Annotated in this window: 20 protein-coding genes; 10 read left to right on the plus strand and 10 right to left on the minus strand. The window is 72.6% G+C overall.

All coding sequences use genetic code 11. From position 1 onward, the window contains the following. Positions 1 to 19 precede the first annotated feature (19 nt). The 4 genes from AB0N07_RS16475 to AB0N07_RS16490 all read right to left on the minus strand — a co-directional run bounded on the left by AB0N07_RS16475 (position 20) and on the right by AB0N07_RS16490 (position 7,941). Positions 20 to 4,657: a hypothetical protein gene (locus AB0N07_RS16475; RefSeq protein ID WP_365835434.1), complete on the minus strand. Its 4,638-nt coding sequence runs from the start codon at positions 4,655 to 4,657 to the stop codon at positions 20 to 22. Between the two features lie 37 nt (positions 4,658 to 4,694). Further along, complete coding sequence (locus AB0N07_RS16480) at positions 4,695 to 5,585, minus strand: hypothetical protein (RefSeq protein WP_365835436.1); 891 nt, start codon at positions 5,583 to 5,585, stop codon at positions 4,695 to 4,697. A 31-nt stretch (positions 5,586 to 5,616) separates the two neighbouring features. Beyond that, positions 5,617 to 7,143, minus strand: a complete 1,527-nt coding sequence (locus tag AB0N07_RS16485; protein WP_365835438.1) for a hypothetical protein — start codon at positions 7,141 to 7,143, stop codon at positions 5,617 to 5,619. 102 nt (positions 7,144 to 7,245) lie between these two features. Next, on the minus strand, positions 7,246 to 7,941 hold the full coding sequence (locus AB0N07_RS16490; protein ID WP_365835440.1) for a GntR family transcriptional regulator: 696 nt from the start codon (positions 7,939 to 7,941) through the stop codon (positions 7,246 to 7,248). A gap of 175 nt (positions 7,942 to 8,116) precedes the next feature. Between AB0N07_RS16490 and AB0N07_RS16495 the strand changes: the two genes are divergently transcribed. The 5 genes from AB0N07_RS16495 to AB0N07_RS16515 are packed head-to-tail and all read left to right on the plus strand — an operon-like array spanning position 8,117 to position 12,495. Beyond that, positions 8,117 to 9,412, plus strand: a complete 1,296-nt coding sequence (locus AB0N07_RS16495; RefSeq protein WP_365835442.1) for an MFS transporter — start codon at positions 8,117 to 8,119, stop codon at positions 9,410 to 9,412. Beyond that, positions 9,409 to 10,230, plus strand: coding sequence for a putative hydro-lyase (locus AB0N07_RS16500; protein ID WP_365835444.1), 822 nt, complete (start codon positions 9,409 to 9,411; stop codon positions 10,228 to 10,230). The genes AB0N07_RS16495 and AB0N07_RS16500 overlap by 4 nt, the downstream gene beginning before the upstream one ends. A 17-nt stretch (positions 10,231 to 10,247) precedes the next feature. Beyond that, positions 10,248 to 11,006: a 5-oxoprolinase subunit PxpA gene (locus AB0N07_RS16505; protein ID WP_365835446.1), complete on the plus strand. Its 759-nt coding sequence runs from the start codon at positions 10,248 to 10,250 to the stop codon at positions 11,004 to 11,006. Further along, a complete protein-coding gene (gene pxpB / locus AB0N07_RS16510) occupies positions 11,003 to 11,620 on the plus strand; it encodes a 5-oxoprolinase subunit PxpB (RefSeq protein WP_365835448.1) in 618 nt (205 codons plus the stop codon). The genes AB0N07_RS16505 and pxpB overlap by 4 nt, the downstream gene beginning before the upstream one ends. Beyond that, positions 11,617 to 12,495 carry a biotin-dependent carboxyltransferase family protein gene (locus tag AB0N07_RS16515; RefSeq protein WP_365835451.1) on the plus strand — a complete coding sequence of 293 codons (879 nt, stop codon included), beginning with the start codon at positions 11,617 to 11,619 and terminating at the stop codon, positions 12,493 to 12,495. Before pxpB ends, AB0N07_RS16515 begins: the two co-directional genes overlap by 4 nt. Positions 12,496 to 12,578: 83 nt before the next feature. Here the strand turns inward: AB0N07_RS16515 and AB0N07_RS16520 are convergent, their stop codons facing one another. The 5 genes from AB0N07_RS16520 to AB0N07_RS16540 all read right to left on the minus strand — a co-directional run bounded on the left by AB0N07_RS16520 (position 12,579) and on the right by AB0N07_RS16540 (position 18,021). Beyond that, positions 12,579 to 13,427, minus strand: a complete 849-nt coding sequence (locus tag AB0N07_RS16520; protein ID WP_365835453.1) for an SGNH/GDSL hydrolase family protein — start codon at positions 13,425 to 13,427, stop codon at positions 12,579 to 12,581. Next, positions 13,424 to 14,581, minus strand: a complete 1,158-nt coding sequence (locus AB0N07_RS16525) for a glycosyltransferase (RefSeq protein ID WP_365835455.1) — start codon at positions 14,579 to 14,581, stop codon at positions 13,424 to 13,426. The genes AB0N07_RS16520 and AB0N07_RS16525 overlap by 4 nt, the downstream gene beginning before the upstream one ends. Then, positions 14,578 to 15,723: a glycosyltransferase family 1 protein gene (locus AB0N07_RS16530; RefSeq protein ID WP_365835457.1), complete on the minus strand. Its 1,146-nt coding sequence runs from the start codon at positions 15,721 to 15,723 to the stop codon at positions 14,578 to 14,580. The genes AB0N07_RS16525 and AB0N07_RS16530 overlap by 4 nt, the downstream gene beginning before the upstream one ends. Positions 15,724 to 15,908: 185 nt before the next feature. After that, entirely contained in the window at positions 15,909 to 17,327 is a 1,419-nt protein-coding gene (locus tag AB0N07_RS16535) for a HEAT repeat domain-containing protein (protein ID WP_365835459.1), read from the minus strand. 301 nt (positions 17,328 to 17,628) lie between these two features. Continuing rightward, on the minus strand, positions 17,629 to 18,021 hold the full coding sequence (locus AB0N07_RS16540; protein ID WP_123963814.1) for an ankyrin repeat domain-containing protein: 393 nt from the start codon (positions 18,019 to 18,021) through the stop codon (positions 17,629 to 17,631). A gap of 260 nt (positions 18,022 to 18,281) precedes the next feature. On the opposite strand from AB0N07_RS16540, the gene AB0N07_RS16545 reads away from it, so the two are divergent. Then, the gene (locus AB0N07_RS16545) at positions 18,282 to 18,476 is read left to right on the plus strand and encodes a hypothetical protein (protein WP_099934012.1); all 195 of its coding nucleotides are present in this window, start codon (positions 18,282 to 18,284) and stop codon (positions 18,474 to 18,476) included. 47 nt (positions 18,477 to 18,523) lie between these two features. After that, positions 18,524 to 20,188 carry an ATP-binding protein gene (locus AB0N07_RS16550; protein WP_365835461.1) on the plus strand — a complete coding sequence of 555 codons (1,665 nt, stop codon included), beginning with the start codon at positions 18,524 to 18,526 and terminating at the stop codon, positions 20,186 to 20,188. 49 nt (positions 20,189 to 20,237) lie between these two features. Here AB0N07_RS16550 and AB0N07_RS16555 read toward each other — a convergent pair whose 3' ends face one another. Then, entirely contained in the window at positions 20,238 to 21,737 is a 1,500-nt protein-coding gene (locus AB0N07_RS16555) for a PLP-dependent aminotransferase family protein (protein ID WP_365835463.1), read from the minus strand. Positions 21,738 to 21,837: 100 nt separating this feature from the next. Between AB0N07_RS16555 and AB0N07_RS16560 the strand changes: the two genes are divergently transcribed. The 3 genes from AB0N07_RS16560 to AB0N07_RS16570 are packed head-to-tail and all read left to right on the plus strand — an operon-like array spanning position 21,838 to position 24,649. After that, positions 21,838 to 22,491, plus strand: coding sequence for a hypothetical protein (locus AB0N07_RS16560; RefSeq protein WP_365835465.1), 654 nt, complete (start codon positions 21,838 to 21,840; stop codon positions 22,489 to 22,491). Beyond that, positions 22,488 to 23,255, plus strand: coding sequence for a glycerophosphodiester phosphodiesterase (locus tag AB0N07_RS16565; protein WP_365835467.1), 768 nt, complete (start codon positions 22,488 to 22,490; stop codon positions 23,253 to 23,255). The genes AB0N07_RS16560 and AB0N07_RS16565 overlap by 4 nt, the downstream gene beginning before the upstream one ends. Before the next feature lie 59 nt (positions 23,256 to 23,314). Next, positions 23,315 to 24,649 (plus strand): MFS transporter, encoded by a 1,335-nt coding sequence (locus tag AB0N07_RS16570; protein ID WP_365835469.1) that lies wholly within the window; start codon positions 23,315 to 23,317, stop codon positions 24,647 to 24,649. Positions 24,650 to 24,699: the final 50 nt, after the last annotated feature.

Here is a 24,699-nt window from a genome sequence, read left to right on the forward strand (position 1 = left end):
CCGACGCGGTCGCCCGCCCTCAGCGGTTTGCAGGTGCGGGGCGTTTGAACATCCGGGTCGCGGTGATCTCGCTGTGCACCGCCTCCTCCGCCTGAGGCTGCTGCGGCAGTCCGGGGCGGAGGTGTTCCTCCACGCTGATGTACTTCAGGCCGGCGCGCAGGTCGGCATCGTTGCGCAGCCGGATCACCAGCGGGAACTCCGCGAGCGCCGTCGTGTCGAACAGGCCGGTGGTGTAGAGGAGTTGGACACCCAGCGCATCCGACACGGCCCGCTGCAGCTCCAGCAGATAGGTCGCGTTGGCACGGCCGATGGGGTTGTCCAGGAACAACGTGCCCGCGTGGCGGTGCTTGTCGCGGCCCCGGTCGTTCGAGCGCAGCGCGGCCATCGTGCAGTACAGGGCGATGGCCGCGGTGAGCAGCTGGCCACCGGAGAACACGTCGCCCATCTGTCCGACGGGCACTCGCTCGGCACGCAGCACGGCGTCCGGCTTGAGGATCTCGACGGCGACGCCCTTGGGCTGGAGTGCCGCGCCCACGCCGCGCAGCAGCAGGGACATGCCGTCGCGTCGCAGGTCGGAGTTCTTCTTCACGGCCGCCCGGGTGGCCTCGTCGATGACCTCGCCGAGCCGCTCGGTGAGCGTGGCCTGGTCGGGCTCCTCGAAGCGGATGCGCAGGAACTCCTGCCCGGACCACTCCCCCAGCCCCTCCGGCAGCCGCGACAGCCGCTGGGCGGACCGCAGTGTCGCCAGCGCCGACTCCACGAGCCCACGCAGCCGGTCCACGATCGAGTCCCGGTTCCGCTCCAGCTGCGCCAACTCGTCGGTGAGGACGCGCAGTCGGGGCGCGAACGCGTCCGCCCACTTCTGGGCGTGCTCGGGCAGCGCGGAGGCGGGCAGCTCACGGATCTGCTGCCGCGCCGGGGTGCGGACCTGCTCGTAGCGGGTCGAGTTGGCGTGCCGCACGAGCACGTCGCTCGCCTCGCGTACGGCGGCCTCGGCGGCCGACAGGTCGGCGGCGCAGCCGCGCAGGGAGCGGCGGGCCTCCGCGGCGGACTGCCGGGCCTCCTCCAGGCTGCCGGGGTACGGCTCCGGCTCTTCCTGCTCCTCGTCCAGGGCATGCTCGCGCAGCAGGTCGCGGAGCATCGCGGCGATCTCGTCGAACCCGCCGGCCGCGTCCTCGGCGGCGCGGTGGGCGTCCAGGAGCTCGGCGTGGGCCTCGCGGGCCTGGTTCAACGCCTCCGTGCGGGAGGCGAGTTCGGCGGTGGCGGTGCGCAGCAGTGCCTGTGCGTGCTCGGCGTCACGCGGCTCCAGTTCCTCGGGCAGCTCGGTGTGCGCATCGCCGTCCCCGGGCGCGTGCCGCTCGGCCTCGCCGCGCAGCCGACCGAGCTGCTCGCTCGCGGTGGACATCCGGGTCTCCAGGAGCTGCACCAGCTCTTCGGCCCGGGCTGCGGCCGCCTGCCGGGACGGCCCGTCGGAACCGTCCGGCGACTGCAGCAGCTGCTCCGCGCGGGTGCGCACCTTGTTGCTGAGGCGGTCCAGCTCGGCGCGGGCCGCGCTCTCGTCGCTCTCAGCGCGGGCCTGTTCGGCGCGCAGATCGGCGCCGACGCCGACCTTCTCGTAGACCTGGGAGGCAGTGCGGTAGGCCTCACGGAGTGCAGGCAGCGAAGACTTCGGGGCCGCGGCGTCGTCCTCGGGCACGTCGTCGGGGGCGCCTGCGATCTCCGCGCGTTCGGCGCGCAGTGCCCGTGCGGTGCGGCGGGCGTCGTCGGCGGCGCGCTGAGCGCCGCGGCGGTCCTCGTCGGCGGCGCGGGCGCGCTCCAGGCAGGCCTGGGCGCGGGCCTCCGCCTCTACACCGTCGTCGGCCAGTTCGCGCAGTTTGACCTGCCAGCCGGCCCGCTCGCGCAGCCGGAAAGCGAGACCGGCGAGGGCATCGGCCGCGCGCCGGGCCTTCTGCGCCGCCTCCTGCCGCTCGTCCCGCAGCTGTGCGGCCTCGGCGGCGACCTCGTCGGCCTCTGCGCGCGCCGAACGCGCCTCGGTCAGCTCGGCCTCGGCCTCCTCGGCGAACACCCGCGCGTCGTGCGCGGCCCGGGCCAGCTCGACGAGCCTGCCCGCCGGGCAGCCGGTGCGCCAGGAGGCGAGCCGCGCCGCCAGCTCGCGGTCCTTGCCGAGGCGTGCGGCGAGCGTCCTGATGTCCTCGTCCCGCTCGGTCGCCCGCGCGCGCAGCGCCTGGCGCTCCTCGTCCGCGGCATGCTCGTCGTGCATGGCGGGGTTCGGCGGTACGAGGAATACGTTGCCGTCACCCGAGTCGGCGGCCGGGGTGGGGGCGAGCAGGGCGGCGGCCGTACCGACGGCCACGGCGGACCGCGGCAGCAGCGCCGCCTCGCTGAGGGCCTCGCGGGCACGGGCGTGTGTGTCGGGATCGGTGATGATCACGCCGTCGACCAGCTCCGGCCGCGCCGCCAGCACGCGCGCGTGGTCGGCGGGGTCCACGGCCTGGGCGAGATAGCGCCAGCCGGGCAGGGCCGGGATGCCGTGCTCACCCAGGAACTCCACGGTGGCCAGCACATCCGGTCCGGGCGGCAGCAGCCCGCCGTCACCGAGCGCGCCGAGGATCCGAGCGTCGTCGGCCGCGGCGGTCCGCAGCTCGAAGAGCTGCCGCTCGGCAAAGGACACGGAGTCGTCGAGCAGTTCGCGCAGTTCGTCGGCGAAGCGGTCGAGTTCCTCGGGGGTGAGGGCGGCTTCGTCGCTGTCCGTTTCGTGGCGGGGGTGCGGGACCGACGGGCGTGCGTCCGGGACCGATGGCCGGGCGTCCTTGCCTGACAGGTTCAGCAGCTCCGCCAGTCGCTCCTCGGCCGCCAGTGCCTGTGCGATGCGGCGCTCGGCCTCGTACGACCGCTGCGTCGCCGCCGCCGCGTCCGCCGCGCGGGCTGCGGTCAGCTCGGCGCGGGACTCGGCGGAGGCCGCCTCGCGCGCGTGCTCCGTCGCCTTGTGCGAGGCCTCACGTGCGGTGTCCCAGGCAGCGACCGCCGTTTTCTCGGCGTCGCTGGCCGCGAGAGCGGCGCGGGCCGGGTCGGCGTCGGGTGCGCTGTCGTCGAGCCATCCCGCGCGGACCGCCTCGGCGGTCTCCTGCTCGACCTCGGTGAGGCGCTGGCGCAGATGTCCGATCTCGCTGCGGGCCCGCTGCGCCTCGGTGGCGGCGGCGGTCGAGTCCCGGTAGGCGGCTTCGCCGACCTCCTGCAGCGCGGCGGACCGCTCCTCCTCCTCGTCGGCGCGGCTCTCGGCGCTCTCCGCGGCCGCGTGCAGGGCCCGTACGAGATCCACGGCGGCCTTGGCCCGGGCGGCGAGCGCGGGCGCCGCGTCCCGTTCGGCCTCCTGGATGGCGGCGGCCACGCGCGCGACGCGGTCGGCGGCGGCGCGGTGGCGCAGCACCGCCTCGGCGGCCTGCCACGCGGAGTGCAGGGTGCGCGCGTCGGCGAGTTCGCGTTTCTGCCCGGCGGCGGACTTCTCGGCGGCGGCGAGCGCCAAGGAGGCGTTCCGGTAGGCGAGTTCGGCGGCGATCAGTGCGCTGCGCTCGCGGGCCGCCTCGGAGTGCGTGACCGCGTACGCGGCGGCGGTGACCCGCTGGGCGAGGTCGACGGCCCGCACCCGCTCCTGCACGCCCCGCGCCGACAGCCGACGCGCCAGCGTGCGAGTACGGCGCTCGGCGCCGGTGTGGATGTCACGCGCGCGTGCCCGGGCCTCGGCGGCCTCGACGATCCGTCCGAGCAGATCCACCGACCCGGCGGTGAAATCCCGTTCGGCGATCAGCTCGGCCCGGCGGCCGAGCTTGTTGCCGAAGCCGCTGACCAGGTCGGCGAGCCCGTCGGTGTCCCGGGTGTCGGTCACGGCGCGCAGCAGCAGGTCGGTGAAGTCGGAGTCCTTCTTGACCGCGAAGAGGCCGGCCGCCTCGCCCTCGTCGGCGTTCATCTCCCGCTGGTAGCGGAAGAGTTCGGGGTCGAGACCGAGGTCGCCGAGATGCTCGATCCACCGGTCGTGGATCTCCTCCCAGTGCACCTCCAGGTGCGGATACGCCTTGCCCGCCTCGGTGAGGGCGTCCCGGAAGCCCTTCATGGTGCGCCGGCGGCCCTGCGCGCCCGACTGCCCCTCGACGGCCGGCCGTACGGCGGTGGCCTCGGCGACGGGCAGGTTGTCCAGGGACAGTCCGGGGCCGGGCCGGAAGGAGTACCAGGCCTCGGCGAACTTCCGCGGGTCGTTGGACACTTGCCGTCCGCGCCACTCACTGACCTTGCCGACGACGACGCATTCGCCGGTCAGCGTGTGCTGCCACTCCAGGGCGACGTGCCCGCAGTCGTCGGCGAGGAGGAACTTGCGCAGCACGCCGGAGCTGGCGCCGCCGAGGGTGTTGCGGTGCCCCGGCAGCATCACCGAGAAGATCAGCTTCAGCAGCACCGACTTGCCGCCGCCGTTCTCCAGGAAGAGCACGCCGGCGGGCGCGGGGCGGCGCGGCGGGCCGACGGGCTCCTCCTCGAAGAACTCCGCCTGGGTCGGCGCGGGGTCGGGCACGGGCTCGCCCACGCCCCGCAGGTCGAGCACGGTGTCGGCGTAGCGCGCACCGGCTGGACCGATGGAGTAGAGGCGGACCCGGGACAGCTCGTACATGGCGGACTCTCGTAAGTCTTCGGCAGGTCGGGGAGGTTCAGGAGTGCGACGGCGCGTGGAACGGCAGCCCGGCGTCGGCCGCCAGCTCCAGGTCGTCGGTGTTCTCGGGCGGCAGCAGCGTCGGGGTGCCGTCGGTCACCGGGACCACGCCCAGCTCCAGCAGCTCGGCCATCGCGGCGCTGCCCGCCATGTCGCGCACCTGGAGCTGGTAGCGGGAAGTCGTGCGGTACGTGCCGCCGTTGTCGTCGCCGGTGCGCTGCAGGAATCCGGAGTCGGTGAGGAACGCGGCCGCCTTGCCGACGATGCCGGTGGTCGAACCGGCGAGCCTGCGCGCGTCCTTGGTGGCACCGGCCGCGCTGCGTCTCGCCCAGATCCGCCACGCGGCCTCGAGGCCGGGTGCGTCGGTGGCCGGGTCGGTGTTGTCGCCGAGTTCCTCGGCGCGCTCCTCCAGACGGCGGCAGGCCTGCCGTACGAACGCGTCGACGCCGTTGACCGTCACGCGCCCGATGTATCCGTCGTCGGCGAGGTCCTCGGGGCGCGGGAACGCCATGGCGGCGAGGGCGAGATGGGCCAGTCCGTGCAGGAAGCGGTCGCCGCCGTCGGCGGACGTACGACGCGCGTAGTCACCCATGCGGACGGCGAACACGGAGTCCTCGGCGGCCGTCACGGCCATCCCCGCGCGTGGGGACACCTCCAGCACCACCAGCCCGAGGCCGGCGGCCACGGCGTCCGCGAGCCGCGCGAACGGGGGGTCCTCGCGGTAGCGGCGCAGCAGCTCGGCGTACTCCTGGTCCCGCGCGGGCTGCAGCTTGGGCTGCAGCCCGAACGCGACGAGCCGCGCCGCGTCGGCGGCGTCGGCGGGCGTGACGGCGGCGGTCACGGGCGGGGCCGGGGCCTCCGTTTCACTCCACTCGACGTGCTCACTCACTGCTCGGGCTCCTTGTCGCGTTCCTGCTCGCTCATGCTGCTTCCGTCCGGTCCGCCGCCATGCCCGCCGCGTCCAGCAGGGCCGTGCCGACGATGAGATCGGCGCCGCCGAACTCCGGATCGTCCAACTCCGTCCCGTCGTCCACGGCGAACAGCAGCTTCTCCTCGCCCTGGCGGTATGCCGTGCCGACCGCCGGGCTGGCCGCGTGCACCGCCAACAGGGCCACCAGATAGGGCAGTTCGGGATCCCGTCTCCGGGCCTCGGCCAGCAACCCCGACAACCGGCGCGGCGCGTCGGCGGGCAGGTCCAGCAGCTCCGTCGCCGCGGCCAGCTGCTCCTCGCTGAACCGGCTGTCGTCCGGCGTCGCGATCAGATCCGGCTCGGGCATCTCCGCGCCCAGGTGCTCCCGCTCCACCGGCGGCGTCAGCAGTATGTCGACGAGGTCACCCACCCGCACGGACACCGGCGTGCGCAGTCCGGTACCGCGGGCGAAGAAGGCGTCCGTGACCCGGACCGCCTGTTCCAGCGGCAAGGGCAGCACGGGGGCGACGAGGTGCCCGTACAGGTCGATCCCGGACGACGTCATGGGGGTCGCGAACGCCTGCCGGTCCTGCTCGGCGCGGAACAGGGGCCCGGCCTCCAGGAGGCGGGACTGCAGCTGGGTGTGCCTGCGGATGCAGTCCTTGACGATGTCGACGAGCTCGGCCGCGCGCCGCTTGTGCTCGGGGTCCTCGGTCTCGTCGCGGGCCTTGCGGATGTTGGTGAGGATCGCGTTCTCGTGCCGGTAGCGGTCGGCGACGTGGTCCAGTGCCTCGGCGATCATGTCGGGCACGGAGTTGAGCCAGTCCACCGCCCGGACGTTGCGCCGGGTCGCGTCCAGGGCTCTGCGCAGGGTTTCCGAGTACTGCACCGTCCGGTAGCGGGCCTGTTCGGCGGCGAGCTGGGCGTCGGCGAGGCGGCCCCGGTTGATCAGGACCTCCAGCTTGACCTCGGCGGCGATCTGCGCGCTGGTGACGTCCGTGTCCAGGGCGCCGACCAGGACGTTGACCGCCTCGTCCGTGGTACGGAGGTAGACGGTGCCGCCGGGGCCCGGCACCTCCTCGATCAGTTTGAAGTCGTAGTCACGGCGGACATAGCTGCCGTCGCTCGTGAACGTGCCGTAGACGGCGCGGAAGCCGCGGTCGACGCTGCCGACGTTGATCAGGTTCTCCAGGACCCAGCGGGCCACGCGCTCGTGCTCGGCGACGGGCCGCTGCGGGGCCTGGGCGGCGATGCGCGGGATGAGCCGGGCGACTATCTGGTCGTGGTCGGCGCCCGTGTCGAAGTCCATGTTCAGGGTGACCAGGTCGATGGCGGCCAGCGCCACCTCCGCCATGCCGTACACCGAGTACTCGCCGGCGAGGTTGGCCTTGCGTGCGTCGAGGTCGTGCAGCGGCGCGGTGCAGGCGAGCGCGCGCAGGCGCCGCGCCAGCCCCTCGTCGGCGGCCGGGCCCGGTGCGGGGCGCGGCCCCGCGCTGAGCTGGGGCGGAACGCTGTCCGTCGAAGCAGGCGAAGTCACGGTGCACAGACTAGGTCCTCGGTCTGACATCGACCCAAACGACTCAGATGCGACCAGGCGTCACGGTCGCCACACCCGTGGGCCCGGCACTCCTGCGTCCCGCTAACCGTCCTCCCCGACCCGCCGCCGGTACACCTCGACGACCCGCTCGAGCGAGTCGTCGAGGTAGACCTCCAGCAGCTTCTCGGCCGCCGGCCGGTCCCCCGCCTGCAGGGCGTGCAGAATCTGCCGGTTGCGGGCCAGGTACGGGTCGTGCAGGGCTTTGGGGTCGTCCACGATGTGGAAGGCCAGGCGCAGTTCGGCGAAGACGCTGCGCATCAGCTCGTCGGTGCGGGCGCTGCCGGCGAGGGCCACCAGCTCCCGGTGGAAGTGGATGTTGGCGGTACCCACGCCTTTCCAGTCACCCTCGCGCGCCGCCCGCTGCCCCTCCGCGACGACCTCGGCGAGCGCTTCCAGGCCGTACGGCGGCTCGCCGAGCCCGCGGACGACGGCGCACTCGACGAGGCGCCGGGTGCGGTAGATGTCCTCGACGTCCTCGACGGTCAGGACTCGGACGAAGACGCCCCGGTTCAGCTCGTGCACGAGCAGACGTTCGTGGGTGAGCAGCCGGAACGCCTCGCGCAGTGTGTTGCGCGAGACTCCGAGCGCGCCCCCGATGCTGTCCTCCGACAGCCGGGTGCCGGGTGGGAAGAACCCCTCGGCGATGCGGCCCCTGAGGATGTCCGAGACGCGCTCGGCGGTGCTGGTGCGCCCCAGGAGAGCCCGGTCGTCGGCCAGTCCTGTCAGCTGCTCTGCCATGCCCGGAATTCAATCGCAGATACAAGAACGAAACAACGTGGGTATTGAAGGATCGTTCAACGATCCTCTACCTTGCTACGCACGGCGCCGCTTTTCACCCCGGGCGCCGACCGCTCCTCCTGCACGGCACGGCTCATTTCTGAAGCACCCTTCGTCCTCCCACTGCGAGGTGCCCGTGAGTACGACCCCACCACCCCAGGCCCTGACCAAACAGTCCGGAACAGAAGAAAACGCCCCCGATGACGGCGCGTTGGGCTGGCTGAGCGCCCTCGGCCCGCGCGGCCGCCGTGCCTTCGCAGGCGCGTTCGGCGGCTATGCCCTGGACTCGTACGACTACTTCACACTGCCCCTGAGCATGGTCGCGCTGGCCGCGTACTTCGGCCTGGACACCGGCCAGACGGGTCTGTTCACGACGGTCACCCTCGTGGTCTCCGCGGTGGGCGGCGCCGTCGCGGGCGTGGTGGCGGACCGGGTCGGCCGGGTCAGGGCACTGATGATCACCGTGATCACCTATGCGGTCTTCACCGTGGCCTGCGGCTTCGCGCCCAACTACGAGACGCTGCTGGTCTTCCGCGCTCTGCAGGGCCTCGGTTTCGGCGGTGAGTGGGCGGTCGGCGCGATCCTCGTCGCGGAGTACGCGAGCGCCAGGCACCGGGGCCGTACCCTCGGCGCCGTCCAGAGTTCGTGGGCCGTGGGCTGGGCGCTGGCCGCGATCGTGTACACCCTGGTCTTCTCGTTCGCCGGCGCCGATCTGGCCTGGCGCATCATGTTCTGGACCGGCGCGCTGCCCGCACTGCTGGTGATCTGGATGCGCCGTCGGGTGCACGACGCCCCGGAGGCGGCGGCCGTTCGCGAACGGAGCACACAGAAGGGCTCGTTCACCGCGATCTTCAAACCCGGTCTGCTCCGCACCACCGTCTTCGCCGGGCTCCTGTCCACCGGCGTCCAGGGCGGCTACTACACGCTCGCCACCTGGGTACCTACGTATCTCAAGACCGACCGGGGCCTGTCGGTCGTCGGCACCGGCGGCTATCTGACGTTCCTGATCTCCGGCGCCTTCCTGGGCTATCTGACCGGCGGCTACCTCACCGACCTGCTGGGCCGCAGGCGCAACATCTGGCTGTTCGCCCTGCTGTCGGCTGTGTGCATCCTGGCGTACGCGAACATCCCGCACGGCGCCAACACCCTGCTCCTGGTGCTCGGTTTCCCCCTCGGGTTCTGCATGTCGGCGATCTTCAGCGGCTTCGGCTCCTACCTGAGCGAGCTGTACCCGACGGCGGTACGGGGCACGGGACAGGGCTTCACGTACAACACCGGGCGCGCCGTGGGCGCCGTCTTCCCCACGGCCGTGGGCTTCCTGGCCGACAGCTGGGGTGTGGGCGGCGCGCTGGTGTTCGGTGCGATCGGCTACGGCCTCGCGGCGCTGGCGCTGCTGGGGCTGCCGGAGACCCGTGGGAAGGAGCTCGCGTGAACCGTACGGAAGACCGCCCTGTGACCGTCATCGACGAGCACGCGCACGCGTGGAGTCCGAAAGCCGCCCGGGCCCGCTTCCGGGAAGGACTGAGCGGACCCACCGCGGGGGTGGCGCCCGGACACACCCAGGTCAACCTGATCTCGGTGCCGGCCGACTGGGCGTACGACATGCTGCTGTTCTGCCAGCGCAACCCCAAACCCTGCCCGGTGCTCGACGTCACCGACGCCGGCTCCGTCACGACGATCCTGGCGGACGGCGCGGACCTGCGCACCGATCTGCCGCGCTACCGGGTGTGGCAGGACGGCGCGCTGGTGGACGAGCCGACGGACGTCCGTGCGCACTGGCGCGAGGACCTGGTGTCGTTCCTGATCGGCTGCAGCTTCACTTTCGAGTGGGCGCTGACCGAGGCGGGCGTGCCGATCCGCCACGTCGAGCAGGGCCGCAACGTCCCGATGTATGTGACGAGCCGTCAGTGCCGTCCGGCGGGGCGGCTGCACGGACCGCTGGTGGTGTCCATGCGGCCGGTGCCGCCGCAGCACCTGGCGGCGGCGATCCGGGAGAGCAGTCTGCTCCCGGCGGTGCACGGCAGCCCCGTACACTGCGGCAGCCCTTCGGGGCTGGGCATCGACGACCTCGGCCGCCCCGACTTCGGCGACCCGGTGGACCTCGAACCGGACGACATCCCGGTGTTCTGGGCCTGCGGAGTGACCCCGCAGGCGGCCGTGATGGCCTCGCTCCCACCCTTCGCCATCACCCATGCACCCGGCCAGATGTTCCTGACCGACGCCCGCGACGAGCAGTACCGCGTGGCCTGAGAGAAACACGAAGGACCATGACCTCGATCGATCTGAACGCCGACCTCGGCGAGGGCTTCGGCCGCTGGCAGCTGACCGACGACGAGCAACTGCTGTCCGTCGTCACCAGCGCCAACGTGGCCTGCGGCTTCCACGCCGGGGACGCAGCCACCATGCGGCGGGTGTGCGAACTGGCGGCCGAGCGCGGCGTCCGGATCGGCGCCCAGGTCTCCTACCGGGATCTTGCGGGGTTCGGGCGCCGCGCGATGGACGTGCCGCCCGCTGAACTCGCGGCCGAGGTGGCCTACCAGATCGGCGCCCTGGAGGTCTTCGCGCGCGCGGCGGGCACGCGCGTGTCGTACGTCAAGCCGCACGGCGCGCTCTACAACCGCGTCGTGCACGACGCGGAGCAGGCCGGTGCGGTCGTGGACGGCGTACGGCTCGCCGACGCGTCGCTGCCCGTGCTCGGCCTGCCCGGCTCGCGGCTGCTGGAGCTCGCCGACAAGGCGGGGCTGCCGACCGTCACGGAGGCCTTCGCGGACCGTGCGTACACCCCGCAGGGAACGCTCGTGCCGCGCGGCCACGACGGCGCCGTGGTCACCGACCCGGAGGCCGTGGTGGAGCGCTCGGTGGGCCTGGCCCGCTTCGGCGCGGTCACCTCGCACTCCGGGGCGCGCGTCGACGTACGCGCGCGTTCGCTGTGCCTGCACGGGGACACGCCGGGCGCCGTCGAGCTGGCCCGGCGGGTCCGGGAACGCCTGCAGGAGTCCGGGATCCGGGTGGAGGCCTTCGCATGAGGACGCTGCCCGTCGGGGACAGCGCCCTGCTCGTCGAGGTGTCCTCCGGGGACGAGGCACAGGCCCTGCACGCGGAGCTGCTGCGACGCCGCGCGGAGGGCCTGCTCACGGTGCGCGAGATCGTCCCCGCGGCCCGCACCGTCCTGCTCGACGGCCTCGACGACCCGGTCCGTCTGGCTTCCGAACTGACCGCCTCCGAGGTGCCCCCGGCTCCCCCTCGCGAACAGGCGGTCGTGGACATCCCGGTGCGCTACGACGGTCCCGACCTGGCCGACGTCGCCGCCCACTGGGGCGTCGGCGAGCGGGAAGTGGCCCGTATCCACGCGGCCACCGAATTCAGCGTCGCCTTCTGCGGGTTCGCCCCGGGCTTCGGCTACCTCACCGGCCTGCCGCCGGTGTACGACGTCCCGCGCCGGGCCACCCCGCGCACGGCCGTCCCGGCGGGTTCGGTGGCGATGGCGGGCCCGTACACGGGCGTGTACCCGCGCTCGTCGCCGGGCGGCTGGCAGCTGATCGGGCGCACGGACACCGTGCTGTGGGACCACGCGCGCGAGCCGGCCGCGCTGCTGTCGCCCGGCACGCGCGTGCGCTTCGTCCCGGTGGGGTGCCCGTGACGGACCGCGCACTCGTCGTCGTGCGAGCCGGAGCGCTCACCACCGTGCAGGACCGGGGACGCCCCGGCCATGCCCACCTCGGCGTGCCCCGCTCCGGTGCGCTCGACGCCCCGGCGGCGGCGCTCGTCAACCGACTGGTCGGCAACCCGCCCGAGGCGGCCGTCCTGGAGACCACGGTCAACGGGTGTGCCCTGCGGCCGCGTTCGACGGCCACGGTCGCGGTCGGCGGCGCCCCCTGCCCGGTCACGGTGGACGGTCGGCCGGCCGCCTGGGGAGCACCGGTGTGCGTGCCCGCGGGTGCGCTCCTGGAGGTCGGCACCGTCGTCTCCGGAGTACGCAGCTACGTGGCCGTCTCGGGCGGCATCACCGTCGAGCCGGTACTCGGCAGCCGCTCGACGGATCTGCTGTCCGGCCTCGGCCCCGCACCTCTCACGGACGGCACGGTGTTGCCCCTGGGGATGCCGAAACACGTCCACGCGCGCGTGGACGTCGCTCCGCAGCCCGCACCTCCGGCCGAACTCGTCCTACGGGTGGCGCTGGGACCGCGCGACGACTGGTTCACACCGGAGGCCTTGCGCACGTTCACGGCCCGCCCGTACCGCGTGTCCGCCGCGAGCAACCGCATCGGCCTGCGCACGGAAGGCCCCGCACTGGAACGGGCCGTACCGGGTGAACTTCCCAGCGAGGGCATGGTGCTGGGCGCGATCCAGGTCCCGCCGGACGGCAGACCGGTCGTGTTCCTGGCCGATCATCCGACCACTGGGGGCTATCCGGTGATCGCGGTCGTCCACCCACAAGACCTGCCTGCCGCAGCCCAAGCAGCACCGGGCACACCGGTCCGCTTCATGAGGACACGCACACAGCAACGCCCTTAGGGGCGCGAGGAACTGCGCGACCAGCGACTTCGGACCCGCAGAGACCCACCGACCTCCAATTCCCCCGGCCGCTGCGCGCAGCGCTACGCCGCATCCGGCTGCTCCACAACGGAAACCGCAGCCAAGGCTGCCGAAACCGCCGCGGCGGCCCGCAGATCCAGCCGCGCACTGGTCCCCCGCACCCGGTGCCGCATCTCGTCGGCGGCGAGAGTCAGCAGCTGCGGCAGCAGGTCGGTGCACCGCCGTGCCACCCACGCCGTACCCGCCGTGGCCAGCCACAACAGGCTCGCCGACCGCGTGGGCACGGGAAACTCCGGCTCGGGCGAAGGCGCAGGGCCCGCCGCACGGGCCGCTTCCACAAGCAGCGAGTGGAAGCGCACGGCCAGCTGCCGATGCCCCTGCTCGCCCGGATGCAGCCGGTCCGCGCTCCACATCGCGCGGTCGGTGATCCAGGCTTCCTCGGCCGCGTGCAGATGGACTGCCCCGTAGCGGTCGGAGAGGGCGTGGACCACCCGGTTGACCGCCCGTTGCCGCCGTGCCAGCGGACGGGCCAGGGAGCCGGGCAGGCCGAGCATCGAGCCGGGATCGGGCAGACAGGCCGTGAGCAGGGTCGCCCCCTGCTCGGTGAAGGCGGCGTACACCTTGTCGAGCCGTTCGGCCACGGCGTGGATGTCGAAGGTGCAGCGCAGGGTGTCGTTGACACCGATGACCACGGACACCACGTCCGGCTGCAGGGCGAGCCCGGCCGGCGTCTGCTGCTCCAGCACCTCCCGGGTCTGGGCGCCGCTGACGGCGAGGTTGGTGAACTCCACGGGCTCCTCGGCGAGCCCGCCGGCGAGCAGCGCGGCCCAGCCGCGCCACCCGTCGGCGACGGGATCGCCCACGCCCTCGGTCAGCGAGTCCCCGAGGGCGACGAAACGCACCGGTCTCATGCCACGCCTCCGGGCACGGCACGACGCACCGGTACCGGCGCGTCGTGCGCGGCGAGAAACGCGTCCACCGCCGTGTTCCACCCGAAGCACTCCGCACGCGCGCGTGCCATCTCGCGCCGCTCCCGCTCGGGGAGTCCGAGCAGCATGTCGACGGCGTCCGCGAAGGCCTCCCCGTGGTCCGCCGCGACGGCTCCGGCGGATCCGATCACCTCGGGCAGCGCGGACGATGTGCTCACCACCACGGGCGTTCCGCAGGCCATCGCCTCCAGCGCGGCGAGCCCGAAGGTCTCGGCGGGCCCGGGTGCCAGGCACACGTCGGCGGAGGCCTGGAGGGCGCCGAGAGCGCCGCGGTCGGAGACGTGCCCGAGGAAGGTGACCGGCAGCCCGCGCTCCCGCGCCCGCTGTTCGAGCCGCGGCCGCAGCGGCCCGTCCCCGGCCACCACCAACACCGCCCGCCGGCCCCGCCGCAGCAGTGCCTCAAGGGCGTCCAGCGCCGTTCCGGGCCGCTTCTCGACGGACAGCCGGGTGCATGTCACGAGCAGCGACTCGGCCACGCGCGCGTAGCGTGCCCGCAGCCCCGGGTCGCGCAGCACGGGATGCCGCTCGACCAGGTCGACGCCCAGCGGGGCCCGTACGACATTGCGGGCGCCGATCCGCACGAACTCCCGCTCGGCGAACTCCGTGGTGCACACCACGCGCGCGTACGTGTGCGCCGTACGCACGTTGAGGGCGTCGGCGGCGCGACGGGCCGCCCCCTCCGGCAGTCCCCAGGTGCGCAGGACGCCGTCGGCGGTCTCGTGGGAGACCATCACGGCGGGGATGCGGGCGCGCCGCGCCCACTTGCCGGTCCACCGCAGGGTCGTACGGTCGGAGACCTCCAGACGGTCGGGTGCCAGCTCCTCCAGGAGCCGGGCCACGCGCCGCTTGTCGGTGAGCACGCGGTATCCGCCCGTGCCGGGCAGCAGCGGCCCGGGCAGGGTGATGACGCGTCCCTGCTCGGTGTCGCGGTCGTCGGCGCGTTCGCCGGGGACGATGAGCACGGGCTCGTGCCCTGCGGCCTGGAAGCCCTTGCCGAGTTCCCGCAGGGCGGTGCGCAGACCTCCGGAGGAGGGGGCGACAAAGTTGGCGAGTCGCACGATTCGCAGGGAGGTCATGCCGCCACCACCGTCTTCTGCCGCGCGGCGAGCACGTCGGCGTAGTGTCCGATCAGCTGGTCGCCCACGGCGGCCCAGGTGCGTCCCTCGACGGTGGCGCGCGCGGTGGCGCCGAAGGTGATCCGCCGCTCCGGGTCTGCGGCCAGGGACTGCACGGCGTCCCGTACGGCGTCCGCGTCGTGGGGCGGGACCAGCAGCCCGGTGCGCCCGTGGGCGACCAGGTCGAGGGGGCCGCCGGCGGCGGGCGCGACGACGGGGACGCCGCTCGCCATGGCCTCCTGCACGGTCTGGCAGAAGGTCTCGAAGGGGCCGGTGTGCGCGAAGACGTCCAGCGAGGCGTAGATCCGGGCGAGTTCGTCGCCGGTGCGGCGGCCGAGGAAGACCGCGCCCGGCAGCGCCTCGGCGAGGCTCGGCTGGCTCGGGCCGTCGCCGACGACCACGACCTTCACTCCGTCGAGGCCGCAGACGCCGGCCAGGAGCTCGATGTGCTTCTCGGGTGCGAGCCGGCCGACGTAGCCGACGATCAGCTCACCGTTCGGGGCGAGTTCGCGGCGCAGGGCCTCGTCGCGCAGGTGCGGGCGGAAACGGACGGTGTCCACGCCGCGCTGCCAGAGCTTGACCCGGGGCACGTCGTGGGTCTTCAGGTCGTGCATCGAGGCGCTGGAGGGGGCGAGGGTGAGGTCGGCGGCGGAGTGGACGGAGCGAATGCGCCGCCAGGCCGCGGCCTCGCCGGCGCCCATGTAGGTACGGGCGTATCCGGCCAGATCCGTCTGGTAGACGGCCACGGCCGGGACGCCGAGCCGTGCGGCGACCGCCATGCCGCGGACGCCGAGGACGAAGGGGCTGGCCAGGTGGACGATGTCGGCCCGGTGCTCCATGACGGCCGCGGCCAGGCGGCGGCTGGGCAGGGCGACACGGACCTGGGGATAGCCGGGGAGGGGGAGGGAGGGGACACGGACGACGGGGCACGGCGCCTGGGCGTCGGGCCCGGTCCCGGCCCGGACGGCAAGAGCGGTGCCGGCCGGGGCGACGACGAGCGGAAGGTGACCGCGATCTACGAGGTGCCGGGCGGTCTGGAGCGCGCAGTGGGCCACGCCGTTCACGTCGGGGGGAAAGGATTCGGTCACTATGACGACACGCATACCCGTGTTGTCGCCGTGCTGGACGTGGTCGCGTCAACGTGGATCTTTGCGAACGATGAACGTCCCGTGAGCGTTACTGTGCACACCCGAGCAGGTCAGGCCGTGTCCATGACCCCCTGACCCGCGGGTCACCCGCTGTTCATCCAGTGGCCCTGCAGCGGCCCGGGGGCCCGTCTGTGACCGGCTCAGACAGCGGGCCCCTCGGGTGCGATCCGACTTCGTACGGCGGTCTGCACTTCGGCTTCCTCGGCGGGGTCGGCGGCGAGCCGGCGGAGCTGTTCGACGACCCGTGCGTCGCCGGTCTCGGCGTGCCGGGCGGCGATTTCGCGGGTGGTCTCCTCACAGTCCCAGAGGCATTCGACGGCGAAGCCTGCGGGGAAGGAGGGGTCGGTGGCGGCCAGGGCGCGGGCGGCCCGGCCGCGGAGATGGGAGGAGGCGGTTTCGCGATAGACATGGCGCAGTACGGGGGCGGCGCAGGCGATGCCGAGCCGGCCGGTGCCGTCGACCAGGGTCCACAGGGTGGGGGCGTCCGGCCCCTCGCCCCGTACGGCCTCACGCAACGCCCCCAGGACGAGATCCTTGTCCCCGGTTCCCCCGCGGCAGGCGAGCATACGGCCGGCTGCGGCGCCGAGGGGGTCGGGCCGGTGGGCCCAGCCGCGGGCCCGGTCGACGGCGGCGACGCTGCGCATCCGTTCGAAGGCGTCGACGCCGGCCTCCACGACGGCCGGTGAGCCGGTGAGCACGGCCTGCTCGATCAGGTCGAGGGCATCGGGATCATTGCTGTCGGCGAGATAGCGCAGCGCGGTGCAGCGGGCTCCGTCGGTGCCCTCCTTGGCGGCCTGCACGATCTCGGGCCGGTCCTCGGGGCCGGCAACGGCTGTGAGGCAGCGGGCGGCCGGGACGTGCAGCGCGGCGCCCCGTTCGATGCCCTGTTGGGCCCACTCGAACACGGCCTGCACGCTCCACCCCGGGCGGGGCCCGGACGGTCGCATCTGGCGTTGCCAGCGGTCGAAACAGCCGGTCTCCTGAGCGGCACGCACACGCGTGGCGATCGATTCGCGCGGATCCTCCGCCCACAGCCGCCACGGCCGGGGCTCGAAGGCGTCACGCACGACGGCGGCCAGTTCGGCCTCGCCCTCGGCGTCGGTGGCGAAGCGGGCCAGCACGGGAGCCGCGAGGGCCCGTAGGCCGGCGTCGTCGTCGCGCAGCGCCAGCTCGTCGAGGGCCCAGGCCCAGTTGGAGCCGGAGGCGGCGTACCTGCGCAGCAGTGCGAGCGCGTCCCGCCTGCCGTAGGAGGCGAGGTGGCCGAGGACGGCGAGGGCCAGTCCCGTACGGGACTCCTCGGTGTCGAAGACGTCCTCGACGTCGAAGAGGTGCGCTTCGACCTCGTCCAGCTCGCCGTTCAGGTCGAGGTAGAGACGGGCGTAGTAGAGGGAGCGGTTCTCCACCTGCCAGTCGTGGCGGGGGTCGCGCAGCACACAGTGGTTCAGCGCCGCGAGCGCCTCGGCGCGCGGGGCGGTGAGCGCGTGCAGTGTGCCGTCGCCGCGGCCCCGCTGGAGCAGGCCGAGCAGCGTACCGCTGGGCGCTATGACCGGATCGAACATGGGAAACAGCCTCACATCAAGCGTCGACGCAACCGGGGAACACGCATTACCTGGCCGCGTGACACAACGTCGGGGCGCCCGCCGTCTCTTGCTTGCTGTAGACCATCTTCCTCTGCCTCTCGTCAGTGGCCCTCGCGGACCGCATCACGGCCCGCGCGGTGCGGCAACACCTGCCCAGCCATCGCGTCCGTGAATCACGACGTCATGATGACTCGGCACTTCGACCTGCCGCGACCGAAATTTCGGCGGCCCTGTACCGCCTCCCCCGTTTTCTGTGTTTTTGCTGGTCAGAACGTTCGGATCAGTGTGCGCCGAACAACTCGAGCAGTTCCGTCTTGCCGAACATCCGCGCCGTGTCGACGGCCGACGGGGTGCCCGCGGCCGGATCGGCACCGCCCTCCAGGAGGGCCTTGATGACGTCCGTCTCGCCCTTGAAGACGGCCCCGGCGAGCGGGGTCTGGCCCCGGTCGTTGATCCGGTCGCCCTCCGCACCCCGGGCGAGCAGGGCGCGTACCGCGTCCGCGTGTCCGTGGTAGGCGGCGAGCATCACGAGCGAGTCACCACGGTCGTTGGTGAGGTTGGCCGGAACACCCGCGTCGACGTACGCCACGAGCGCCTCGGTCTGCCCCTGCCGGGCCAGATCGAAGATCTTGGTCGCCAGCTCCACGACCTCGGGGTCGGGGGCTTCTGTCATCGGCCGGACCGCCTCTCAATACAACCGTTCAGGTGAATCGCCAGGGTACTGGCTTCCGCGGTACATGACCCGGTGCGCCGGAGGTAAAGATCACCACAGACCAGGCAGGCCACGGGGGTTCGGGCCGGCCGGCCCGAGCCGGCTCGACCACTTGAGGGAAATCTGCCGAGATTCATCCATTTGCACCTTTAATACTATGGATACATGCTGTGATCCTGGAAGTACTCATGGTGACTGTCCCCGTGAACCAGGAGAAAAAAATGATCCTGTCCATCTCCGGCGTGGTCCTGCTCGGCATCATCGTCTTCCTCTTCTTCCGCAAGGACGGCCTGAAGGCCTCGCACATGCTGGTCTCGGCCCTGTTCGGCTTCTACCTCGCGAGCACGGCGATCGCCCCGAGCATCAAGGCCGGCGGCGAGAGCCTCGCGAGTCTCCTCGGCGGCATCAAGTTCTGACGCCGCCCTCCCGCACGCACGCACGCACGCACCACCAGGAGAATGCAGTGGCCCGGCGCCCCCTCCCCCGCATCCTGAGCAAGGACAACGCGCAGATCGCCCGGATGCAGATCGCCCGGAGCCGGGAGCTGGCGCGGACGGCGGCCGACAGCGCCACCGACGTCCTCCACCCGCTGATCACGATCACCCGAGGTCTGCGCCGACTGGCGGCGGCCGGGCGGCACAGGTGGGCCGACACCCCGAAGGACCGGCGTGGGCCGCTGCTGTTCCTGGCGGCCTCCGTGATCCTGGTCGTGGCACTCGTGCCGTACGGCCCCCTGCTCGCCGTCATCGGCCTGATGACGGCGGCAGCCCTGCACGGCCGGGACCGCCGGCCCGCGGCGCCCGAAGGGCCGGACGAGTCCCAGGTGCAGCGCCTCAAGTCGCTGTACGAGGCCCTGATCCCGTACTTCTCGATCGCCGAGGACCCCTCGCCGCTGTACGCCCACGGCGGCGAGTGGGAGAAGGCCTTCCCCGCGTACGAGTTCGACGAGTCGGGTCGTGTCACCCGGCTCCAGATCCGCTACCCGGCGTACTTCACCGACGGCGAGGCCGAGTCCCGCGCGCGGATCGAACAGCTGCTGCACGCCAAGTCGGGGCGCGGCCGCGAATACCACTTCGCATGGGAGGAAGAGGGCAACGAGCTGACCGTCACGGTGCTGCCCCCACTGCCCACCGACATCGCCGCCCAGCGATTCGTCACGGCGCCGGGCGAGACGGTCCTCGGCTTCACGGACCCCACCCAGGTCCAGCGCACGCTTCCCCTCACCTACGGAGAGCACAGACGTGACGTTCCGCCGGTCGTCTGGCGCACCGGCATCCGCTCCACCGAACCGCACCTGCTGATCATGGGCCAGCCCGGCAGCGGCACCTCGACCCTGCTCCGCTCCATCGCTGTGCAGGCGCTCCAGCACGGCGACGTCGTGATCGTCGAGGGCGGCACCGGCGAGTACGCGTGCCTGACTGGCCGGGACGGTGTCCTGGCCGTCGAGTGCGGCCTGACCGGGGCGCTGACGAGCCTCGAGTGGGCCGCCCTCGAGACGGAGCGCCGTCTGATCGCCGCGAACCGCGCCCGTCAGGCCGGACAGCCACCGCCGGAGGACACCAAGCGTCCCCTGTGGCTCCTCCTGGACCGCCCGAGCGCCTTCACCCATCTCGCCGCCGCGGACGGCCGTGAGGACCCGCAGTCCCTGCTCCAGGTCCCGCTCCGGCACGGCCGGGCGGTGAATGTGACGGTGGTGGTGGGGGAGCAGTTCGACCACGCCGAAACGCTGAGCGACGACGTACGGCAGCACACGCGCGCGCGTGTCGTGCTGGGCCCCGCCACGGCGGAGCAGCTGTCAGGGGTCCTCGGTGCCCTGCCGTCCACCACTCCGGCCGCCGAGGTCCCGCCCGGCCGCGGCTACGCCCGTCTCGGCACGGGCCCGGTGCACCGGCTTCAGGTGCCGTCGACTCCGGACCCGTACGACGACACGGCGAGCGACGCGCACCGCAAGGCGGTACTGGCGCTGCTGCCGCCGCGGACCACGCCGGCCGACCAGGAGTCCGCCGAGGCCAAGCCGTTCGAGACCGTGCCGGTCGAGGCCGTGCCGGTCGAGGCCGTGCCCATCGACGAGGAGCCGGCCGAGGCAGAGCCGGTGCCCGCGGACGCCATGGCGGCGGAGGCGCAGTAGGTTCCGCCGCCGGATGCCGCAGCCCTGGAGAACGGCACCCAGCCCGCAGCTACGCCACGAACGTCCGTGGCGACTCCCCGCCCCCCGACGCCCCGCTCTGCACCAACCGAACCGCCGCAGCCAGCCGCATCGCCGCCTCGTCGGCCAGCGCACCGCCCACGGTGAACGGCAGCCGCACATACCCCTCGAAGGCACCGTCCACCCCGAAGCGCGGCCCGGACGGCACCCGCACCCCGACCCGCTCCCCCACCTCCGCGAGCCGGGAGCCCGACAGACCCCCGGTCCGCACCCACAGCGTCAGTCCGCCGCTCGGGACCTCGAACCCCCAGTCGGGCAGCTCCCGCCGCACCGCGGCGACCAGCGCGTCCCTGTTCTCCCGGGCCTGGCTGCGCCGGACCTCCACGGCCTCCTCCCAGCCTCCCGTGCTGAACAGCCAGTTCACGGCGAGCTGCTCCAGCACGGGGGTGCCCAGATCGGCGTACGCGCGCGCGGCGACCAGGCTGCGGATCACATCCGGTGCCGCGCGCACCCAGCCGATGCGCATCCCCGCCCAGAAGGCCTTGCTGGCCGATCCGACGGTGATCACCGTGGACCCGGCCGGGTCGAAGCCGCACACGGGCCGCGGCATCTCGACGCCTTCGTCCAGCCACAGCTCGCTCATCGTCTCGTCGGCGATCAGCACCGTCCCCGCCGACCTGGCCGCCTCCACGAGCTGACGCCGCTGGTCGTCGTCGGCGAGTGCGCCGGTCGGATTGTGGAAGTCGGCGACGATGTACGCGATCCGGGGTGCAGCATCGCGCAGTACCTGCCGCCAGCGGTCCAGGTCCCAGCCGGCCAGGCCCTCGGCCATCGCCACGGGCACCAGCCGTGCCCCCGCCTCACGCATCAGCTGGAGGATGTTGGCGTACGACGGCGACTCGACGGCGACGCGCTCGCCCCGGCCCGCGAAGAGGTGACAGATGGCGTCGATCGCCCCCATGGCTCCCGTCGTCACCATGATCTGCTCGGGCATCGTCGGGATCCCGCGCGCGGTGTACCGGTCGGCGATCATCGAGCGCAGCGCGGGCAACCCAGCCGGATAGTCACCGTGCGTGTGGGCGTACGGCGGAAGTTCCTCCAGGGCGCCCTGGACGGCGCGGGTCAGCCATGGCTCCGGCGCGGGGAGCGCCGCGGTCCCCAGGTCGATCATCGACCCCAGGGCCTCCGGCGGCAGGGGCTCCAGGCCGCGCGCGGGGAGCGGGTTTCCGGCCGGTACGGCGGTCCAGCTGCCCGCGCCGCGCCGGGACTCCAGGAACCCCTCGGTGCGCAGCGCCTCGTAGGCCGCCGCGACCGTCGTACGGCTGACGGACAGGGCCAGGGCCAGCTCCCGCTCGGCGGGCAGCCTGGCGGCCACCGGAACGCGGCCCTCCAGCACCAGCAGCCGGATGCCGTCGGCCAGGGCACGGTAGGCGGGCGGGCGGCGGGTGCCGGGCCCGGCCGGGCGGTCCTGCTGGGAGTTGAGCAGCCGGGCGAGCTGCGAGGCCCCCATCGCCGAAGTCCACGTCGCCATGGAAATCAGTCCACCTTCCCCGGATTGGCCATGGATGAAGTTTCCACCTAAGCCACAGGGTGTCACGAACCAGGCCACTGCGACCACAGGGGGGCACCTCTTGTCCACGAAGAACCGTCTCGGGCGACGGTTGATCCAGCTCTACGTCGGCCTCGCGCTCTACGGCGTGAGTTCCGCACTCCTCGTGGAGGCGGGCCTGGGACTCGAACCCTGGGGGGTGCTGCACCAGGGCCTGGCCAGGCTCACCGGCCTGACCATCGGTGTCGTGTCGATCGTCGTGGGCGCGGCGGTGCTGCTGCTGTGGATCCCGCTGCGCCAGCGCCCGGGCCTCGGCACGGTCTCCAACGTCTTCGTGGTCGGCCTCGCCATGGACGGCACGCTCGCCCTCGTCCCGGCCGTGCACTCCCTGGCCGTACGGATCCCTCTCCTGTTGGCCGGCATCCTGCTCAACGGCGTGGCCACCGGGCTCTACATCTCCGCCCGTTTCGGGCCGGGCCCGCGGGACGGGCTGATGACGGGCCTGCACCGGCGTACCGGCCGCTCGATCCGTCTGATGCGGACGGCGATCGAGGTGGCGGTCGTCGCCACGGGCTTCACCCTCGGCGGCACCGTCGGCATCGGCACGGTCCTCTACGCGGTGTCGATCGGCCCGCTCGCCCAGCTCTTCCTGCGGGTGTTCGACGTCCCGTCGGCATCCGGCAGCAGCACGGTCGTTGCCGAAGGGCAACCCCGCAGGGCCATACTTCGACGGTGACCACGCGGATACGCCACCCCTATCTCGACCATCCCGGCCCGATCGCCTTCGCCCACCGGGGCGGGGCCGCGGAAGGCCTGGAGAACACCGTGCTGCAGTTCCGGCGGGCAGTGGGGGCGGGCTACCGCTACATCGAGACCGACGTCCACACCACGGCGGACGGCAAGCTGGTCGCCTTCCACGACTCGACCCTGGACCGGGTGACGGACGGCGCCGGGCGCATAGCCGACCTGCCGTGGAAGGACGTGAGCCACGCGCGCGTGGCGGGCAAGGAGCCGGTGCCGCTCTTCGAGGAGCTACTGGAGACCTTCCCCGAGGTGCGCTGGAACGTCGACCTGAAGGCGGAGTCCTCCCTCCACCCCTTCCTGGACCTGATCGAGCGCACGCGCGCGTGGGACCGGATCTGCGTCGGCTCCTTCTCCGAGGCACGCGTGGTACGTGCCCAGCGGCTGGCCGGTCCGCGCCTGGCGACGTCGTACGGCACGCGTGGCGTGCTGAACCTGCGGCTGCGCTCCTGGGGCGTGCCGGCCGCACTGCGCGCCTCCGCGGTCGCCGCGCAGGTGCCCGAGGCGCAGTCCGGCATCCAGGTCGTCGACCACCGCTTCGTCCGCGCGGCCCACGCGCGCGGGCTGCAGGTGCACGTGTGGACCATCAACGAGCCCGACCGCATGCACCGGCTCCTGGACCTGGGAGTCGATGGCATCATGACCGATCACATCGACACGTTGCGCAAGGTCATGGAAGAACGCGGCGTCTGGTCCTGAGCACCCGGCCCCCGCCCCGAGCCTTCGCACGGCACTTCAGCGGGGAAGCGAGGGCACGGGTGAGCGCCGACACCGTGCGTACGGACGTCATCGACCGGCAGCGCGAGCAGCGCGGCTGGTACTTCTACGACTGGGCCTGCTCCGTCTACTCGACGAGCGTGCTCACCGTGTTCCTGGGCCCCTATCTGACGGCGGTGGCCAAGTCGGCGGCGGACACGGACGGATTCGTGCATCCGCTGGGCATACCGGTGCGCGCCGGATCGTTCTTCGCGTACTGCGTCTCCGCGTCGGTGATCGTGTCGATCCTCGTGATGCCACTGGTGGGCGCGGCCGCCGACCGCACGGGACGGAAGAAGCCGCTGCTCGCCGCCTGCGCCTACGTGGGCGCGACGGCCACCACGGGCCTGTTCTTCCTGTCCGGGGACCGCTACCTTCTGGGCGGCCTCCTGCTGATCGTCGCCAACTCGTCCGTGGCCGTCTCGATGGTCGTCTACAACTCCTATCTGCCACAGATCGCGCCGCCCGAGGATCGCGACCGGGTCTCCTCGCGCGGCTGGGCCTTCGGCTACGCGGCCGGCTCCTCGATGCTGATCGTGAACCTGGTGCTGTTCACCGGGCACGACTCCTTCGGCGTCTCCGAGTCGACGGCGGTCCGCATCTGCCTGGCCTCCGCGGGCCTGTGGTGGGGCGCCTTCACCCTCATACCGCTGAAGCGGCTGCGCGATCGCCGTACGACGTCCTCGGCGCCCGCGGTGCACGGCTGGCGGCAGCTGGCGTCCACCGTCCGGGACATGCGTGGCAAACCGCTCACCCTGGGCTTCCTGCTCGCCTATCTCATCTACAACGACGGCATCCAGACGGTGATCTCCCAGGCGTCGGTGTACGGCTCTCAGGAGCTGGGCCTGAGCCAGTCCACGCTCATCACAGCCGTGCTGATGGTCCAGGTGCTGGCGGTGGCGGGCGCGCTGGGGATGGGAAGGCTGGCCCGGACGTACGGAGCCAAGCGCACCATCCTCGGCTCGCTGGTGGCATGGACGGTGACTTTGGCGGCCGGGTACTTCCTGCCGGCCGGGGCGCCGGTGTGGTTCTTCGTGCTGGCGGCCGGGATCGGCCTCGTGCTGGGCGGCAGCCAGGCCCTGTCCCGCTCCCTGTTCTCGCATCTGGTCCCGCCCGGCAAGGAGGCCGAGTACTTCTCGGCGTACGAGATGAGCGACCGGGGCATGAGTTGGCTTGGACCCCTTCTGTTCGGGATCACCTACCAGCTGACCGGAAGTTATCGCGACGCGATCATCTCGCTCGTGGCCTTCTTCGTCATCGGGTTTGCCCTGCTCGCAAGGGTTCCGGTGCGGCAGGCGATCCTGGTTGCGGGCAATCCGGTTCCCGAGAGGATTTAGCACTCACGGCGAAAGGGCTGTAGTGTACGCGTTTGGCCTGCCAGGCGTAC

Origin of the sequence: Streptomyces sp. NPDC051172 (genome assembly GCF_040682555.1) — a bacterium.
Lineage (GTDB): Bacteria > Actinomycetota > Actinomycetes > Streptomycetales > Streptomycetaceae > Streptomyces.